This window comes from Herminiimonas sp. KBW02 (genome assembly GCF_003852535.1).
GTDB lineage: Bacteria > Pseudomonadota > Gammaproteobacteria > Burkholderiales > Burkholderiaceae_D > Oxalicibacterium.
Map to the genome: position 1 here is coordinate 260,287 of NZ_QAJP01000003.1, position 17,187 is coordinate 277,473.

General features: G+C 54.5%; 15 protein-coding genes. 11 read left to right on the top strand and 4 right to left on the bottom strand.

The annotated features are described in order from the left end of the window. Positions 1 to 4: 4 nt before the first annotated feature. Complete coding sequence (locus DBR37_RS03085) at positions 5 to 2,014, bottom strand: TonB-dependent siderophore receptor (protein WP_124572823.1); 2,010 nt, start codon at positions 2,012 to 2,014, stop codon at positions 5 to 7. Between the two features lie 438 nt (positions 2,015 to 2,452). On the opposite strand from DBR37_RS03085, the gene DBR37_RS03090 reads away from it, so the two are divergent. From DBR37_RS03090 to DBR37_RS03105, 4 genes are all read left to right on the top strand, one after another. Next, on the top strand, positions 2,453 to 3,856 hold the full coding sequence (locus DBR37_RS03090; RefSeq protein WP_124572824.1) for an OFA family MFS transporter: 1,404 nt from the start codon (positions 2,453 to 2,455) through the stop codon (positions 3,854 to 3,856). Positions 3,857 to 3,887: 31 nt separating this feature from the next. Continuing rightward, complete coding sequence (locus DBR37_RS03095) at positions 3,888 to 4,022, top strand: oxalate:formate antiporter (protein ID WP_124572825.1); 135 nt, start codon at positions 3,888 to 3,890, stop codon at positions 4,020 to 4,022. A gap of 167 nt (positions 4,023 to 4,189) precedes the next feature. After that, the gene (locus DBR37_RS03100; RefSeq protein ID WP_124572826.1) at positions 4,190 to 5,584 is read left to right on the top strand and encodes a sigma-54 dependent transcriptional regulator; all 1,395 of its coding nucleotides are present in this window, start codon (positions 4,190 to 4,192) and stop codon (positions 5,582 to 5,584) included. Between the two features lie 24 nt (positions 5,585 to 5,608). Next, positions 5,609 to 7,627 (top strand): cache domain-containing protein, encoded by a 2,019-nt coding sequence (locus DBR37_RS03105; RefSeq protein ID WP_124572827.1) that lies wholly within the window; start codon positions 5,609 to 5,611, stop codon positions 7,625 to 7,627. A gap of 16 nt (positions 7,628 to 7,643) precedes the next feature. On the opposite strand, the gene DBR37_RS03110 is transcribed toward DBR37_RS03105, so the two are convergent. Beyond that, positions 7,644 to 7,955 (bottom strand): hypothetical protein, encoded by a 312-nt coding sequence (locus tag DBR37_RS03110; RefSeq protein WP_124572828.1) that lies wholly within the window; start codon positions 7,953 to 7,955, stop codon positions 7,644 to 7,646. A 312-nt stretch (positions 7,956 to 8,267) separates the two neighbouring features. Between DBR37_RS03110 and DBR37_RS03115 the strand changes: the two genes are divergently transcribed. From DBR37_RS03115 to DBR37_RS03125, 3 genes are read left to right on the top strand one after another with little or no spacing between them, the layout of a single operon-like run. Next, the gene (locus DBR37_RS03115; RefSeq protein WP_124572829.1) at positions 8,268 to 9,269 is read left to right on the top strand and encodes an LLM class flavin-dependent oxidoreductase; all 1,002 of its coding nucleotides are present in this window, start codon (positions 8,268 to 8,270) and stop codon (positions 9,267 to 9,269) included. Positions 9,270 to 9,300: 31 nt separating this feature from the next. Beyond that, on the top strand, positions 9,301 to 10,164 hold the full coding sequence (locus DBR37_RS03120) for an acyl-CoA thioesterase II (protein ID WP_124572830.1): 864 nt from the start codon (positions 9,301 to 9,303) through the stop codon (positions 10,162 to 10,164). After that, positions 10,161 to 10,865 carry a phosphatase PAP2 family protein gene (locus DBR37_RS03125; RefSeq protein ID WP_124572831.1) on the top strand — a complete coding sequence of 235 codons (705 nt, stop codon included), beginning with the start codon at positions 10,161 to 10,163 and terminating at the stop codon, positions 10,863 to 10,865. The genes DBR37_RS03120 and DBR37_RS03125 overlap by 4 nt, the downstream gene beginning before the upstream one ends. Before the next feature lie 4 nt (positions 10,866 to 10,869). Here the strand turns inward: DBR37_RS03125 and DBR37_RS03130 are convergent, their stop codons facing one another. Further along, the gene (locus DBR37_RS03130) at positions 10,870 to 11,229 is read right to left on the bottom strand and encodes a hypothetical protein (RefSeq protein ID WP_199739018.1); all 360 of its coding nucleotides are present in this window, start codon (positions 11,227 to 11,229) and stop codon (positions 10,870 to 10,872) included. A 191-nt stretch (positions 11,230 to 11,420) separates the two neighbouring features. Here DBR37_RS03130 and DBR37_RS03135 point away from each other — a divergent pair, with 191 nt between their 5' ends. Together DBR37_RS03135 and DBR37_RS03140 are read left to right on the top strand one after the other, a co-directional pair. Continuing rightward, positions 11,421 to 11,654, top strand: coding sequence for a DUF2061 domain-containing protein (locus DBR37_RS03135; RefSeq protein WP_124572832.1), 234 nt, complete (start codon positions 11,421 to 11,423; stop codon positions 11,652 to 11,654). 147 nt (positions 11,655 to 11,801) lie between these two features. Continuing rightward, the gene (locus DBR37_RS03140; RefSeq protein ID WP_124572833.1) at positions 11,802 to 12,773 is read left to right on the top strand and encodes a D-2-hydroxyacid dehydrogenase family protein; all 972 of its coding nucleotides are present in this window, start codon (positions 11,802 to 11,804) and stop codon (positions 12,771 to 12,773) included. A 23-nt stretch (positions 12,774 to 12,796) separates the two neighbouring features. On the opposite strand, the gene DBR37_RS03145 is transcribed toward DBR37_RS03140, so the two are convergent. Further along, complete coding sequence (locus tag DBR37_RS03145) at positions 12,797 to 13,570, bottom strand: L-asparaginase (RefSeq protein ID WP_124572834.1); 774 nt, start codon at positions 13,568 to 13,570, stop codon at positions 12,797 to 12,799. 336 nt (positions 13,571 to 13,906) lie between these two features. Here DBR37_RS03145 and DBR37_RS03150 point away from each other — a divergent pair, with 336 nt between their 5' ends. Together DBR37_RS03150 and DBR37_RS03155 are read left to right on the top strand one after the other, a co-directional pair. After that, the gene (locus DBR37_RS03150) at positions 13,907 to 16,480 is read left to right on the top strand and encodes a chemotaxis protein CheW (protein ID WP_124572835.1); all 2,574 of its coding nucleotides are present in this window, start codon (positions 13,907 to 13,909) and stop codon (positions 16,478 to 16,480) included. Positions 16,481 to 16,621: 141 nt separating this feature from the next. After that, positions 16,622 to 17,107: an asparaginase domain-containing protein gene (locus DBR37_RS03155; RefSeq protein WP_124572836.1), complete on the top strand. Its 486-nt coding sequence runs from the start codon at positions 16,622 to 16,624 to the stop codon at positions 17,105 to 17,107. Positions 17,108 to 17,187: the final 80 nt, after the last annotated feature.

Below are 17,187 nucleotides of genomic sequence, written 5' to 3' on the forward strand. Positions count from 1 at the left end.
GCTCTTAGAAGCGGTAGTTCATGTTGGCGAAGAAATTGCGGCCTTCTTCGTAGTAGCCTTCGGAGTAGGCGTAGTTACGATCCAGCAAATTGTTGACGCCTGCTTCCAACGTTACGCCCTTTTGCAGGTTGTAGCTTAACTTCGCATTGACTATACCGAAGCCTTCGGCAGCACGTGTACCGGAGTCATTGCTCCAGCGTTTGGAATTGTATTCGGCACTACCGATAACGTTCATGCTTGGTGTTGCCGCCCATTTTGCATAGGTGAACAATTTGTGCGCAGGCGCGTCGGTCAGTAACTTCGAATCAGACTTGTTTTTCCTATCGAGGTAGGTGTAGTTGCCACCCAATTCCAGCGTGTTGCTGACTGCAGCGGTCAGACCAAGTTCGATACCTTTGCTGGAAACTTTGCCGATGTTTTGCATTTGATTACAGGCTCTCCCTGCGTTGGTGCTCTGAGCGCAGAACGTGCCTGGAACAACATTCGATTGCATCATGTCGGTGATGTCGCTGTAAAAGATCGCTGCATCAACACGAACCTTCGAGGTTAGCTTTTCAGAAATACCCAATTGGTAGTTAATCGCGCGTTCGACATTCAAACCCGGGTTAGGGATGGCGGTTCCCATACCGGCGGAGTAACGTTGTTTGATCGTCGGGAAGCGAGATTTACGCGCAATCGTGAAGTAGGCATTGCCTGTTTCGGATGTGTGATAAATCAGCCCTGCTTGCGGATTGAATGCCGATGTATCCTTGACCGGGAAATTGGTCATGGCACCGTTGGCGAATTTTTGCCCTTGCTTTTCTTTACGTTGGTCGTAGCTGGCGCCCACAACCAGATCCAGCTTGTTTGTAAGCTTATGTGTATCTTCAATGCCGAGCGAAGTTGTACGGTCAGCCGAACGTTGTTCAGGTCCGCCCTGATCATGTTCTTTGTGTACATCTTCTTTAAGATGCATGGAGACCTTAAGGGTATTTACATCAGATATTTTGGTTCCGTACTCGACACTGCCACCGTAGGTATGGTCATCATAAAAGCTTCTGGACGTTGCCTGGTTGTAGTTTGCATTGCCAAAGATCGCCAATGAATTGGTGAATTTGTCGTAGTACACGCGTGTCTTGATGTACGAATTCTGGCCAATAGCAGTGTTAGAGATGAAGTACAGGCTCTCTTTGTCCCATGCTGGCCATTGCCAGTAGCGGGCTCTGTCAATAGTGCCGGCATAAGGTGGGCTACCCTTCTCACCTTTTTGATTGACGTAGTTCAGTGCGTATTCATCAGTCGCATTTGGCGTGAAACCGATTTTGATATTGATTTTCTTATCGGTGTTGTATGCATTGCGTCTTTCGCGGTCGGGTTGTGCGGCAACAGGACGGTAGTCACGCGACATCGTGTAGCCATCGCGGTCGAGATAAGACAGGCCAAGTTGCGCGTACCACAAACCTTGATTGGTGCCGAGATTGACGTTGGTGCTTTTGCCGTTGCTATTGAATTTATCGTTGCTACGGATGCCGACGCCGATGTTGCCTTCAAACTCTTTTGCCGGGCGACGTGTCACCAGGTTGATTGCGCCGCCTATGGTATTGGAGCCATAAAGGACTGAGCTGAAACCTTTGGCGACTTCGATCGAAGCGAGGTCATATGTGGTGAAGCGTGCCATGTCGACGTTGCCGTCATATGGCACGTAGACAGGAATGCCGTCGATAAAGACGGGCACCTGACGGCTATCGAAGCCACGCACCGTCACCATGCGTTCGTTGCGCTGACCGCCGCCGGTGGTCGTGATGCCTGGCAGCAGATTGAGTGCGTCAACCACGACTTCACGATTGAAGTCGTCCAGATCTTCGCGGGTGACGGTGCTGCCACCGACCGCAGGATTCGATGTGCCGGTTCCGGCAACATTAATTTCACCCAGCTTAAACACATTGGAATCATTGGCCGGTTCTGCAGCGAAGCTGCTACCAAATGCCAGCAGCAAGGACGCTGCGATGGTGGTGCGAGACAACAGATATTTCATCTTACTCCCTCTACTATTTTATGGCCTCGCTGATGGCAACGTTGTAGCTGATCAGGAATAACGACCTATTTTAAAAAAGCGAGAGTATATACGTTATGTATTTAAACAACATAATGTTTTAACGAGAAATTAACAGCGGTTGATGACGATTTGCCACAGTTTGCAAGCTTGTATGGCAGATGTCGGGGGCAGTCCTTATACCGCGATGGCGGGACAAATTGTCGCTGTGCGCGGTCAAATTGTCCCTGCAATAAACTTATGTGCAGTCGCAATAAGTAATAAGAATCAATGACTTGCACTGATTTCCCGGCATGGCATGTCGATTGCCTATAGATCAGGGCCTGGTGAAGAAGCTTCGCCGCAGACGATGCATGAGCGCCGTCAAAAACGCCTCGCAACACAGCGATGTTGCGAACAAGATCAAATGAGGAGATTTACATGCTCGATTTTTTTGCTAAAGATAAAAGTGTCGCCGGTCCCGGCTTCAATCGTTGGATGGTGCCGCCAGCCGCACTGGCAGTCCATCTGTGTATCGGACAAGCTTACGCATTCAGCGTATTCAACGGCCCCTTGTCCCGTCTGATCGGTGTGGACAGTCCTGCTCCGGAAGACTGGAAACTCACCACGCTGGGCTGGATCTTCAGTCTCGCCATCGTGTTCCTTGGTCTGGCAGCTGCCTTCGGTGGTAAATGGCTGGAAAAAGTTGGTCCGCGCCTGACCATGTTTGTTGCGGCTTGCTGTTTCGGTGGCGGCTTCCTGATTTCTGCCATCGGTGTTTCACTGCACCAGATCTGGCTGGTCTATCTCGGTTATGGGGTCATCGGCGGTATAGGTTTGGGCCTCGGTTATGTTTCGCCAGTCTCAACGCTCATTAAATGGTTCCCGGACCGTCGCGGCATGGCGACCGGTATGGCGATCATGGGTTTCGGCGGCGGTGCTATGATCGGCGCGCCTTTGTCGGTCTATCTGATGGATCATTTCAAGACCGCGACTTCGGTTGGTGTGACCGAGACATTCGTCGTGATGGGTGTGGTCTATTTCCTCTCGATGGCAATCGGTGCGCTGGCGATCCGTATCCCGCCACCTGACTGGAAACCTGCTGGCTGGGTGCCACCTGTGGTCGAAAACAAGATGATCACCAAGAATCACGTGGATATCGAGCAGGCCATGAAAACGCCGCAGTTCTACCTGCTGTGGCTGGTCTTGTGCCTGAACGTGACTGCCGGCATCGGTGTCCTGGGCCAGGCCTCGGTGATGATCCAGGAAACCTTTAAGGATACCGTGTCGGTCGCTGCCGCTGCTGGTTTCGTCGGTTTGCTGAGTGTGTTCAATATGGGTGGTCGCTTCTTCTGGTCGTCGGCGTCCGACTACCTCGGTCGCAAGCGTACTTACTTCATCTTCTTTGCCGTCGGCATCATCCTCTACTCGTGTATTCCGTACACCGGTCATAGCGGTAGCGTAGCGTTGTTCGTCATTTTCTACGGCATCATCGTCAGCATGTACGGCGGCGGCTTCTCGACTGTACCTGTGTATCTGGCCGATTTGTTCGGTACCAAGTTTGTTGGTGCAATCCACGGCCGTTTGTTGACCGCATGGTCGGCAGCAGGCGTACTGGGCCCGGTGCTGGTCAATTACATCCGTCAATATCAGATCGACCAGGGTGTGGCTAAAGGCGAAGCATACGCAGTCACCATGTACATCATGGCAGGTCTGTTGCTGGTCGGGTTCATCTGCAATATGTTGATCAAGCCGGTAGATGCAAAACACTATATGCGTGACGATGCCGCCAAAGCCGACAAGCCCGTGCACGGTGGTAACGCACAAGTTGCCAGCGCGGCTTAAGCCTTGCGCTACAGATGATTAGGAGAAAGATATGAATGCAAAAACATCCGTTAGCAGTAAGCAAACCAGCCCTGCGCTGATCGCAATATTCTGGGCCTACGTCACGATACCGCTGATATGGGGTGTGTGGTCTACGCTGCAAAAGTCGATGGCACTATTCCATTAACATCAGTCGCGGCCAACAAAAGCGAGGTACGCATATGTACCTCGCTTTTTTCTGTCTTAACGTCGCCCCGATTCCATGGGGACTAGACGCAAACTGCAGGATGCGCAATTATGGGTTATAAGAAAACGTTATCCATAGTTCGTGGCTTATCCCGCATAAAATTGATTATGAGCGCTGCAACCCCCGTCAACCATCCAGAAGAGCCTTTCGTCGAAGCATTCGGCGGCTGGCAAGAGCGCTCCATCCTGATCGTGGACGATGAGCCCGGCATGCGCAGCTTTTTGCAACGTACGCTGGTCGGTCGCTGCAGCCGTGTTGAAACCGTGGAGTCGGTGGAGGCCGCGAACGTACTACTGGACCAGCATCATTTTGACCTGATCATTCTGGACAACTCACTGCCTGGTAAATCGGGTGTGGACTGGTTGCAGGAGATACGCGACCTGGGTTTGCATAACGACGTGGTGTTGATCACGGCATTTGCCGATCTGGAAACGGCTATCCGCGCCTTGCGCGCCGGTGCTGCCGACTTCTTGCTGAAGCCGTTTCGCGTCAATCAGATACTCAGTGCAATAGGCCGTTGCTTTGACCGTGCGCATCTGCGACGTGAGAACTTTATTTTGCGGCGCGAGCTGGATACGCATGTGGATCTGGCGGGCGTCGATGGACTGATCGGCGCTTCGACTGCCTTGCAACCGATACGTGAAGCGATCAAGCGGCTGGCAACAGTACCGAGTACGGTACTGATCACCGGTGAGTCAGGTACCGGGAAGGAAATCGCAGCACGTGCGATGCACAATCTCAGTAATCGCTCCGCCAACCATTTCGTTCCGGTTAATTGCGGCGCGGTGGCGCCGGAAATCATTGAAAGCGAATTATTCGGACACGTCAAAGGAGCGTTCAGTGGCGCGGCTTCTTCGCGTGAAGGATTGTTCTTCTATGCACAAGGCGGCACCCTCTTCCTTGATGAAGTCGCCGAATTGCCGTTGGTGATGCAAGTCAAACTATTGCGCGTACTGGAAGAAAAGAAAATTCGTCCGGTCGGTGCCGAGCGCGAGATACCGGTCGATGTGCGCGTTATCGCAGCGACCAATCGCAACGTGGAAGAAGCCGTGCGCGAGGGCCGCTTCCGCCAGGATTTGTACTACCGCCTGAATGTCGTGCAACTGCATATGCCGCCTCTGCGTGAACGCACCGAAGACATCCCAGCCCTCGCTGAATACTTCGTCCGGCAATTGGCGCACCAGCTGGGCGTGGCGGCCAAGAAACCGGATAACAATTTATTTGCTGCACTGGCATCGTATAGCTGGCCGGGCAATGTACGTGAGTTGCGTAATCTGATCGAACGCTGGCTGATACTCGGCAATATTTCTGACGTAACACCTGCTACCAATACCGGAGCGGCAACCGCAACTACGAACGGTGACGTCACGCTGGAAGCAGTCGAGAAACAACACATCCTGAAGATACTGGCCGAAGTCGATGGTAACAAGACAGAGGCTGGTCGTCGTCTCGGGATTTCACGCAAGACCCTCGAGCGTAAATGCGCCGAGTGGGGCGTATAGAAGCGGGACATAGTGCGACGTTTCATGCAATGGGTGGCTACCCGTCATATCCTCGGTAATGTATCGGTGCGCACGAAGTTGTTGCTGGTGGCGCTGGTACCCATACTGACCGCCTTGCCGATAATCTTCTCGCTGATTTTTTACTGGGGACTTGGTTATTACGACCGCCTGCTTACCTTCAAGGTGAGCAGCGACCTGACCGTGGCGCATGAATACTTCATCCATGTGCGCGAACGCATAGGTCAGGACGTATCGAGTCTGGGCGACTCCTATCGCTTCGTGACCACAGTGCGCGATGACAATAATGCGAACCTGCAGCGCATGCTGGCGGAAAAGCAGAAATCACTGGATCTTGATTTCCTCAACTTCCTCGATCCGCAAGGGCGCGTCATCGTCTCTTCCAACGGCAAACCGGCAGAGCTGATCGCAGAAAGCTGGCCTGTCGTGTACAGCGCGCTGCAAGGTGAGAAAGCGACCGAGATAGATATCTACTCGGAAGAGCAGTTGCGCCAGCTGAGCGATAAGGCGGCACAGCAGGCTTATACAGAACTGCTGAATACCTCGAATGCGGCGCCGACCAAAAAGACCGCTGAAAAAAGCGGCATGGTCATCCACTCGGCGACACCGGTGTATGACGACGACGGCAAATTGCTGGGCGTACTCGAAGGTGGCATGTTGCTGAACCAAAACCTGAGCTTCGTCGATACCATCAATAGTCTGGTCTATGCCGAAGGCTCGTTGCCGGAAGGCAGCGCGGGTACCGCTACTCTCTTTATCGATGACGTGCGCATCGCGACCAATGTGCGTTTGTTTGGCAACAAGCGTGCGCTGGGTACGCGCGCATCGCAAATCGTGCGCGATCATGTACTCAATGACGGCAAGACCTGGCTGGATCGCGCCTTTGTCGTGCACGACTGGTACATCTCCGCCTATGAGCCTATCAGCGATAGCTTCGGCAAACGGGTTGGCATGCTGTACGTCGGGTATCTGGAAGAACCGTTCCGCAAGGCCAAGGAAACGGCCATCATCTTGCTGGCGCTTTTATTCATCGCGATAGGTATCGGTGGCGCTTATTTCTCCCTGCGGGTTGCGCGCAGCATCTATGAGCCGCTGAAGGGCATGAACCGCACCATGACGGCGGTAGAGCAAGGTGATATGGATGCGCGCACCGGTGGTGACCAGGCGCGCGATGAGCTGGGCAATCTGTCACGCCACCTGGATGAATTGCTGGATACCGTACAAGAGCAAAATGCGGAACTGAAAACCTGGGGTAATGAGCTGGATCGCAAAGTAGTCGAGCGTACCGCCGAACTACAGCAAACCAATAAATTACTGGTGCAGGCACAACAGCAATTGGTGCTGGCCGAGAAGCTGGCAGCGATAGGTGAAATCACGGCCGGTGTTGCACATGAAATCAATAATCCGGTCGCGGTTCTGCAAGGCAATCTGGATGTATTGCGCGATACGCTGGGACCTGCGATCAGGCCGGTGCAAGGCGAGTTGCAATTGATGGATCAACAGATCTATCGCATCAACACCATCGTGACCAAGTTGCTGCAATTCGCCAGTCCGGGTGAATTTGCCGGTTATGTGGAAGCGATCAACATTGATGAAGTGGTAGCGGATTCGCTGGTGCTGGTGCGGCATTTGCTGAATCAAAGCCGCATCATCGTCGTGCATAAAAAAGAAGCGACATTGTCAGTGCCTATCAATCGTGGCGAGTTGCAACAAGTGCTCATCAACCTTTGCACGAATGCTATCCATGCCATGAAAGATGGCGGCAAGCTGACGATAACGACCAGCGACTGGGAAGAAGAAAACGGCGCACGCGGTGTGCTGATACGCGTAGAAGATACCGGCAGCGGCATCCGCAAAGAAGATATCGCGCATATCTTCGATGCCTTCTTCACCACCAAGCGGCAAGGCGGCACCGGCCTGGGCTTGTCTATCAGCTATACGCTGGTGGCACGTTATGGCGGCACTATCACGGTCAGGAGCGAACCCGGCCAGGGCACGGAATTCACCGTGCGACTGCTGGCTTGATATCAGACCGGGTGCTTTACTTTTTCTCTGTCGGTGGTGCCGTGGAATGATTATTTGCCTGTCCGGATAAAGGCATGGAGGTGGATTCCTGCTCTTTGCTTAACTCTTTCGGACTGGCCTGCGTCGTTCCGCTGGCATCACCACTACCGGTGCTTGCACCAGCGGCAGCTGGTGGCGTACTGGCTTCAGATGAGGGCATGGATGCAGCAGGGGCGGCAACGGAGCCGCCGCTGTCTACTTTGGGTGCCGGCGGCGTCTCTGCCTTCTTGCAGCCGATCAACAGTACCGCCAGAAAAGCAGAAACAAGTATGGAACGGGTGTAAGGCATGTGAGCTCCTTCAGTGGGTTGGTCGTCCCATTGTAGTGAGCGTAACGCGCAAGGGTAAGGTTTATTTTTCGCCAACAAAGAAATAACAGAAGAAAAGCCCTGGTTTGTAAAAATTACACGGGGACGCCGCATGTTTCTATGTGCCTTTCTTCTACAGCAAGCGTCATCCACATACTCCGCTCCCGAATTTTGACGGCCGACCTGATTTTCGGATTCACGTTATGCTGTCTGTCTTACGCCTGTTGCTAAAACCTCTTTGTGTATTTCCAAGTGTCAACGGATTGCATACATTACGCCGTCATATAGTTGCTCATGAAATCCCTGAAAAATACGCCTTTATCCGTACTCGACTTATCCCCTATCCTGGTGGACGGTACGCCAGCTGATGCTTTCCACCGTTCGCTCGATCTCGCACAACATGCAGAGAAACGTGGCTACAACCGTTACTGGCTGGCTGAACATCACAGCATGCCCGGCATTGCGAGTGCCGCGACTTCGGTGGTGATTGGCTATGTCGCGGGCGGAACCTCGACCATACGTGTCGGCTCCGGTGGCATCATGCTGCCGAATCACGCGCCACTGGTCATCGCGGAACAATTCGGTACGCTTGCTTCCTTGTATCCGGGTCGCATCGATCTCGGGCTTGGACGTGCGCCGGGTTCGAATCAGGCGACGGCACGCGCCCTGCGCCGTGAGATTAGTGATGATGGCAGTGAATTCCCGCGTCAATTGAATGAGCTGCGCGCTTTCCTGAAACCGACAAATGAAAACGCCGCGGTGAAAGCGGTGCCGGGTGCGGGTATTGATATCCCGATCTGGTTGCTGGGTTCCAGCAGCTATAGCGCACAACTGGCGGGCCACCTCGGATTGCCGTTTGCCTTTGCCGGACAGTTTTCGCCGGATTACATGCTCAACGCATTGCATTTGTACCGTCAGACTTTTGTGCCTTCGGACACACTGGATGCACCGTATGCGATGGTTGGTGTGAATGTATTTGCGGCAGATACGGAAGACGAAGCGCAACGTCTGGCGACTTCGCAACAGCAAATGCATTTAAGCCTGGTACGCGGCACGCCAGGTAAATTGCCGCCGCCTATCGAAAATATGGACGATGCGTGGTTGCCGCATGAACGTATCTCGGTAGAGTCCATGTTGCGCGCTTCCATCATTGGTGATGCGCCTATGGTGAAAGCAAAGCTGGAAGATTTCCTGGAGAGTACACAAGCGGATGAGATCATCATCAACAGCATGATTTTCGATCATGCCAAACGTGTGCGCTCGTATGACATCGTGGCCGATGTCTGGCAGTCCTGAACTATTCGTCGTCCCTGACCAAAGGCTCCCCATGCTGGATACATCCTTGTACAACACGGAAGAGATCATCCGCTTGCTGGCCCTGGAGGAGATCGGCACAGACAGATACCTCGGGCAAAGCCATTTCATGGGCAGTCCGAATGTGTTCGGTGGACAGGCGCTGGGTCAGGCATTGTATGCAGCCTGCAGCACCGTGCCGCAGCGACGACCACATTCCATGCATGCCTTGTTCATCCTGCCCGGTAATCATCAATTGCCGATTGAATATGAAGTTGAACGTGTGCGTGACGGCGGTACTTTCAGCACCCGACGTGTGGTCGCAACGCAGGAAGGGCGGCGCATCTTTGTGATGTCGGCTTCGTTTCAGTCGGACGAAGACGGCTTGTCGCATCAGAAGGCGGCTCCGGTAATGACCGATCCCGAGACGCTGCCATCCAGCGTCAAGCTATGGCAGCAGCGCGGCATCGCGACTGGGCGCGCCTTTCATCCGGCGCCGGTCGATTTTCGTGCGAATGTAGCCGACGATATCTTTGGTGGCGAACGCGCTTCGGCCGTGCGCCAGGTGTGGGCACGTGCGCCTGTGGCGTTGCCGGATGATCCGCTGGTACATGAGAGCTTGTTCGCTTATGTATCTGATTACGGTTTGTTATGGACGGCCTTGCAACCGCACGGCATCCAGATGGGCGATCCGCGCCTGCAAATTGCCAGCCTCGATCATACGATCTGGTTTCACCGCCCCATACGCATGGACGACTGGCTGCTGTTTGCGATGGAAAGTCCGAACGCATCCGGTGGGCGCGGCCTTTGTTTCCTGCATGTTTACAATCAATATGGCGTATTGCTGGCGACCGTGGCGCAAGAAGGCCTGATCCGTTTGCGCGACGATAAGAAATGAATTCATCCTATACCCGTTTTGCCACGATCAATGTCATCGGGCTATTGCTGTGCGGCTTGTTGTTCACGTGGCTTGCGCGCGACGGCGCAGTGGATTTCCGCCTGGCGCAACTATTCTTCGATCCCGCTACACATAGTTTCCCTTTGCGGGTTTCTGACGCACTGGATTTCTGGGGTCATACCGTATTGAAATTGTTTACGGTCTGGATACTCGTCATCGCCGCAGTGGTGCTGGTAGTGAGCAATTGGGTAGAGGTTTTGAAGCCGTGGCGCCGTGCGCTCTTTCTGTTTGTACTGATGGCGGCATGTGCCGCTTACCTGGTACAAACGCTGAAAGGTGCCAGCGTGCATTCCTGCCCGTGGGACATCAACACCTTCGGTGGTTCGGCGCAGTGGTTCCCTTTGTTCGGCCCGATCGGTGGAATGTCCGGCCCGGGTTTATGCTGGCCAGGTGGTCATGCTTCAGGTGGTTTTGCCGTGATGGCGGGTTACTTTGCGCTGCGTGACAGCAAGCCGAAACTGGCGCGCCTTATATTGCTATTCAGCCTGGGTATGGGGGCGTTGATGAGTGTCGTGCAAATGGCGCGCGGCGCGCATTTCTTGTCGCACAATTTATGGAGTGTATGGCTGGTGTGGGCTACCTGCTTCGTCATCGATGCACTCATGCGCATCATCCTGCCGCCGCCACGCGTAGCGTTATAAGCACTTAAGGCTGCAGCTTTTCGGCGATACGGGCAGCGGTTTCTTCATCGTGTTTCAGGCGGCGTCTATCCAGCCACCAGGCCAGTACCGGCAGCACGATGAAGCCACCGGGCGCCACGAACAAGACCAGGTAAGGACTCAGCTCTACCAGTTTGCGCAGGTGCACCTTGATCCGTTTGCGATCCAGTTCAGTCCAGCGATAGCCGTTGCGTTGCTTCATCAGCAACGGCAGCAAGCCACGCATTTCCGTCATCTCATCCCACAGGCGTACGCGTTCCCGGCTCTGGACAGCCCACAGTGTCTGGATGGAGTTGCGAATCACACGATAAGGCGATGCAATCAGAGGGGTGATTCGAAGTGGCACGTAAGATCCGGATGGCTAAGGGTAATTCTCCCCCTGATTCTACGCGAAGCGGGAGGAGCCGGTTGGGAAAGCGCTCCGGAGGACATAGTCAATTTCTATTGAATTATTTATTTAAATCAATTTGAGCTATTAAATGCGTATCGCTATCATCTGTTACATGCCCGAGAACAAAAGATAGAAAGGATGCCATCATGGTCACCGCAGCAAAAACCGTTAGCCAGGTCGCAATGCACATGACAGTTGCATTCGCTGTTATGTATGTCGCCACTGGTTCGCTCGCGCTGGGCGGTGTGGCCGCAGTGGTCGAGCCTATCTGCAACGTGATGCTGTTGCCGCTGCATGACAAGATGTGGGAACGCATACGCGCCAGGGTGGATGCACGCAAGGCTGCGTCATCGGACGCATCGAACATGCAGACGGTTTGATATTCGCGTGTGTTGTTGCGCAGAGCCGCTGATCATCAGCGGCTTTTTTATTGCGCCGGCAACGGGAACAGATCATCCGCATTTGCTCCAGCTGTCGGATAATAAGCGGCTAAGTAAGTACCTACGGCCGCCGACAGGAATGTGCAGATGAAAATTGCGATACTCGATGACTATCAGGATAGTGTGCGCCACCTTGATTGCTACTCGTTGCTGGACGGCCACGAAGTCAAGATATTCACCAATGGTGCGCGTGGTGTCGGTCAACTGGCGATACGCCTGGCCAGCTTCGATGCACTGGTACTGATACGCGAACGTACGGTTTTGTCGCGGCAGTTACTGGAAAAACTCCCCAATCTGAAACTCATTGCGCAAACTGGTAAGGTCAGCGGCCATATCGATTTGCCGACGGCAGCGGCGCGCGGCATCACCATCGTGGAAGGCGTCGGCGATCCGACTGCACCGGCAGAACTGACCTGGACCCTGATCATGGCGGCGATGCGCAAACTGCCGCAGTACGTCAATAACCTGAAGGATGGCTTGTGGCAGATCGCGTCGATGTCGCCTGCGCGTAATACGCTGGGTACGGCATTGAAAGGACGCACGCTGGGGATCTGGGGTTATGGTCGTATCGGTCAGATGATCGCCGCTTACGGTAAAGCCTTTGGCATGGACGTCATGGTGTGGGGCCGTGCCGCCAGTTGCGAGGCGGCGGTGCGCGACGGTTATCGCGCGGCGCCATCACGGCAGGCATTCTTTAGTGAAGCAGATGTGTTGACGCTGCATTTGCGCCTGAATGATGCGACGCGCGGTATCGTCACTGCCGACGATCTGGCGCATATGAAACCACAGGCTCTCTTCGTCAATACCAGTCGTGCCGAGCTGGTCGCGCCGGATGTCTTGCAGGCAGCCCTGGAGCAAGGCCGTCCCGGTTATGCCGCACTCGATGTATTCGAAAGCGAGCCGCTGCCGCCGGGTTCGCCTTTGCTGCGGATGGAGAATGTGCTGGCCTCGCCGCATCTCGGCTATGTTGAGAAAGACAGTTACGAACTCTATTTCGGCAGCGCGTTTCAAAACATAGTCGACTTTGCGCGTGGCACGCCGAAGAATGTGCTGCAGTGACCTGGCGGATGTAAAGCCGCAGTTTATTTGACGGTATCGGATTTATCGCTACTGGCGCTTTTGGCCGGTTTCGGCAGCACGGTTGCAGTCGTGCTGGCCAGATGCGCGCTACCGAACAGCTTCGTCCAGCCTGGTGGCCAAGGCAATGCGGGGCCACTGTATTCCGGCACACCGCGCCGCACCGGTATCACCGGCAAGGCATCGGGGATGCGGCCATCCTGTTTATCCCAACCCAGCGAGAAGGTGTAGTCAGGCAGCAGCGCATCGCACACCATATCGAACCATGCGGCGTGATCTTCGTCGCGTCCCAGTGCCTGCGACATACCGGACGGATCGAACTGCGCCAGGGTGCTGGCCAATTCTTCCGCGGTTTCGCCTGGCGCATCGCCCCAACCCATCACCGGATTGCAGTTGTACTCAGCGCCTGAGCCGTACCAGCCTTCGCGCCATGGACGCTCCATCCAGTTGCGCGGACCGGTGAACAAATGCCAACGCCAATGCAAGCCCGAAGGTTTGGGCCAGCTATATAAATACAGACGTTGGTAACCGGCCTTATGCAGTTCGCGCACCATCGCCATCAGTCGCGCATGCGGCATAGGGTCGGGTGGGGTGCGGCGGAACAAAATCGCTTCACCATCCGCATGCTGCACTTCGTCGGTCGACAGATTGAGGTCGAGCGTACGCATTTCGTTGCCGAAACGGGCAGAGATCCAGCCGGTCATCAGGTTAACGGCCGTGATCACGCCATAGCCACGATGGCGGTGGAAAATCACGGTGCCTGGAGCGATAGGTTTCATGGGTAAAGCGATGTTCGTTAGCTACGTTTAATCAGGGTTGCGATCCCGCGCCAGTGTAGCGGGATTTTCTGTTGCTTATATTTGTACAGTCAGACTTGTGCTGCGTGCCTGCACTAATCCGGTGCGGGCCAAACCATAAGTATACCGTGTCGGCTTCACGCTGGAATGCGCAGTTTCAAAATGTCGCTTCCTGGCGCAGATTCCAGTGCGGGTACAGCTTGTGCGGGTGGTCTATAAATTGCTTTGGAGCATGTATAGACATAGAAATTTTCATGTCCGGCTCTGCCAGCTATCCGTGCCGGGCCGCGCCAGAACGTTAACGCCCAGGAGTCTACAATGAACCCGCAAGCCGCGCTGCAAATCGACACCTTCCTGCCTTATATGCGAGATGTCAGCCGATGTGAACAGTCCTTGCGCGAGCTGAACCTGATGTGGCGCATGATCGAAGCGTCGGCCAAGATGAATTGCCCGGTCGAGGCCAAGGCCATCCTGCCGACCATGGCGGCAACCCGTGCCGGTTTCAATCGACTGGAGCAGGAACTGGTCAGCAGTCTGGTGCGTGAAAAAGTCGCCAACGTACTGGAAGAGATAGGCACCAAGGCGCAATACGTCATTGATATCGTGGTGCGCAATCTGTACGAGCGCACTGCCGACGTCGGCTTCCTCGCGACCGATCGTGAGTTGTGCAGCTTTGTCGCGGGTTTGCATGAGGACCGCGACATGATACGTGCGCGCTTGCGCGCCTATCGCAGCAAGTACACCGTCTATGATGAAATCATGCTGATCGACGTGGCGGGTAATGTCCTGGTGCAAATCGATGAAGCGACGCCGCTGGAAGGAACCACGGACCCGCTGTTGAAGGAAACTCTGGCATCCGATAGTTATGTCGAAACCTTCCGTGCGACCGACCTGCGTCCCGGCAAGCACGAGGCCTTGGTGTACTCACGTCGCATGCATCATCCGGAAACCGGTGCAGTGGTCGGTATTCTTTGTCTGTGCTTCCACTTTGAAGAAGAAATGGCCGGCATCTTCCGCTCGCATCGCGATCCGGCGCAACGCTCTAATATGCTGCTGCTGGACGGCAGCAACCGCGTGATCGCCAGTGCCGATCCGCTGTGGATACCGGTAGGCACGACCGTGCCGGTCAATTGTGATGCCGATCCGCGACTGGTGGTCTACGGTGGCCGTGAATACCTGGCACGTACCTTCTCTGCCGACGGCTACCAGGGTTATATGGGGCCGCCAGGCTGGCAAGGGCAAGTCATGATACCGGTGGAGCTGGGCTTTACCGGACTGGCAACTACGGCCCTGAAATCACTGGATGTCGATGTCGCTGACGGCTTGCTATCGCATGCGCAATCATTCTGCCCGCCCCTGTTTGAAATCATGAGTGCGGCTGAAACCATACGTCGCGTGGTGTGGAATGGCCAGGTCATGACTGCCGGGCAGAACGGCGAATTGCTGAAACTCAAAACCATACTCGAGCAAATCAGCGAAACCGGTGCGCGCAGCAATGAATTGTTTTCGCAATCGATACGTGATCTGTATGAAACCGTGTTGTCATCGAGTCTGAGCGATTCAGAATTCGTCTCGCACCTGATGGTCGATCTGCTCGACCGCAATCTGTATGAGCGCTCGGATGACTGCCGCTGGTGGGCGTTGACGCCGGAGCTGCAAGTGGCGCTGGCGGAGCCGTATCAATCGGCAGAGAGTGTGGCGCGCCTGACGGAAATCCTGGCTTACATCAACTCGCTTTATACCGTCTATACGCGCATCTTCGTCTATGACAGCGAGGGTGTGATTATTGCCAGCACCGACTTCAAGGCAGATGGCCTGGATGTGGTCGGCACCAGCATAGACAGCACGACGCTGGGGCATGTATCCATGCTGCGCAGCGATCAACAGTACTACGTGACGCCGTTTGAAAGCACCGCCTTGTACGGCGAGCGGCCAACCTATGTGTACCACGCGGCGATCCGACATCCGGAGCACTCGGCGCAAATGGTAGGCGGAATAGGCATCGTGTTTGATTCTGAACCTGAGTTCGCGGCGATGCTGAAAGGTGCATTGGGCGACAAGGAAGACGTCAGCGCCCTCTTCATTAACCGTAGTGGCCGGATCATTTCCAGCACCGATCCCACGCGTCCGGTTGGCGATGTATTAGACATCGCACCGGAATTGTTGACGATGGAAAACGGCAGTAGCACATCGCGCATCGTTATCCATGACGGTCATTATGCAATCCTCGGTTGCACCGTGTCGCATGGTTATCGCGAGTTCAAGACGACGGATGGCTATCGTGAAGATGTGCTGGCTGTCGTGTATAAATCTTTCGGTGAGGAGCGGCAAAAAATCAACAACGGCAATCATGTTGATACCACGCTGGAAGTCGATATCAACGCGGTACCGGGACGTGAATTCGCCACCTTCTTTATCGATGGTTCGCTGTTTGCGATTGCAGCAGAACATGCCGAGGAAGCCTTGCCTGCCTCTGCCGTATCACCTGTCTCCATGGGTGGGCGTGCTGAACGCATCGGCATACTCGCACTGCAACATGACAATGAATCCAGGCGTTTCGTCTGGGTCTTTGATCTCGGCCATCTGATGCGCGGTTATCGCTCCGAGATCGACAGCAGCAGTCAGGTCATCATCGTCAAGCGCGGTTCGCAAAGCATAGGCTTGCTGGTGAGTGAGCTGCATGGTGTGCCGGAATTCCAGGCGGCGCAAATCACACCGACGCCACTGGCCAGCCCGACCGATGGCATGCTGGTGACGGAAGTGATACAGGCGAATGGCGGCCGCTTGCTGATCCAGGCCATCAATGTGGATCATCTGTTTGCCTTGCTGAATGATGAGGAGATTCCTATCCCGCAAGCAGCCATGACAGAGACCATGAAAATTGCTGCATAAGCACATGATGGATGGACCGGAATATTGGCCCATCCATTTGTAAATTTATTGGCTAATAAATGCGCGCCTCTTTTCACAATCATCCGGCTCGCGTTATGATGCGATATCCGCTTTTGGACTATCTCAGTTGTGTGACCTTAAATGACACTGCGCATCATTGCTACCGGCGGTACTTTCGATAAGCATTACGATGAAATTACCGGCCAGTTAAATTTCAGCCATGGTCACCTGCCGCAGGTCATCAAACGGGCACGCATTACCGTGCCGCTGCAGCTCGAACAACTCCCCTTCCTCGATTCTCTTGAAATGCACGATGCAGATCGTCAGCGTATCGCTGCGTCCTGCCTGCGTGCAGATGAAACCAGCATCGTCGTGGTACATGGCACCGACACCATGCGCGAAACGGCTGAAGTGCTGGGTGCCGCACAACTGCCGAAAACCATCGTCCTGACCGGCGCGATGATTCCATATGAAATCAAGAATTCAGATGCGCTGTTCAACTTCGGTTTCGCTTGCGGCATAGCGCAGGCATTGCCGCACGGCGTCTACATCGCGATGAACGCACAAATTTTCACCTGGAATAACGTGCGCAAGAATCGCAGCGCCGGTGTGTTTGAAAAAGCCTGAGTCAAGCCCCATCCTTCCCTTCAGTTTTATCTGAGCCGTAGACCCCTGCGTGGCCAGGCCAGCAATTCCTGTGTAGAGTG

Excerpts from the sequence above, each read along its gene's own strand:
- DBR37_RS03140 (WP_124572833.1), top strand. The coding sequence starts at position 11,802 with ATGAAAATTGCGATACTCGATGACTATCAGGATAGTGTGCGCCACCTT.
- DBR37_RS03150 (WP_124572835.1), top strand. The coding sequence starts at position 13,907 with ATGAACCCGCAAGCCGCGCTGCAAATCGACACCTTCCTGCCTTATATG.
- DBR37_RS03090 (WP_124572824.1), top strand. The coding sequence starts at position 2,453 with ATGCTCGATTTTTTTGCTAAAGATAAAAGTGTCGCCGGTCCCGGCTTC.
- DBR37_RS03120 (WP_124572830.1), top strand. The coding sequence starts at position 9,301 with ATGCTGGATACATCCTTGTACAACACGGAAGAGATCATCCGCTTGCTG.
- DBR37_RS03125 (WP_124572831.1), top strand. The coding sequence starts at position 10,161 with ATGAATTCATCCTATACCCGTTTTGCCACGATCAATGTCATCGGGCTA.
- DBR37_RS03105 (WP_124572827.1), top strand. The coding sequence starts at position 5,609 with ATGCAATGGGTGGCTACCCGTCATATCCTCGGTAATGTATCGGTGCGC.
- DBR37_RS03145 (WP_124572834.1), bottom strand. The coding sequence starts at position 13,570 with ATGAAACCTATCGCTCCAGGCACCGTGATTTTCCACCGCCATCGTGGC.
- DBR37_RS03155 (WP_124572836.1), top strand. The coding sequence starts at position 16,622 with ATGACACTGCGCATCATTGCTACCGGCGGTACTTTCGATAAGCATTAC.
- DBR37_RS03085 (WP_124572823.1), bottom strand. The coding sequence starts at position 2,014 with ATGAAATATCTGTTGTCTCGCACCACCATCGCAGCGTCCTTGCTGCTG.
- DBR37_RS03115 (WP_124572829.1), top strand. The coding sequence starts at position 8,268 with ATGAAATCCCTGAAAAATACGCCTTTATCCGTACTCGACTTATCCCCT.
- DBR37_RS03100 (WP_124572826.1), top strand. The coding sequence starts at position 4,190 with ATGAGCGCTGCAACCCCCGTCAACCATCCAGAAGAGCCTTTCGTCGAA.
- DBR37_RS03095 (WP_124572825.1), top strand. The coding sequence starts at position 3,888 with ATGAATGCAAAAACATCCGTTAGCAGTAAGCAAACCAGCCCTGCGCTG.
- DBR37_RS03135 (WP_124572832.1), top strand. The coding sequence starts at position 11,421 with ATGGTCACCGCAGCAAAAACCGTTAGCCAGGTCGCAATGCACATGACA.
- DBR37_RS03110 (WP_124572828.1), bottom strand. The coding sequence starts at position 7,955 with ATGCCTTACACCCGTTCCATACTTGTTTCTGCTTTTCTGGCGGTACTG.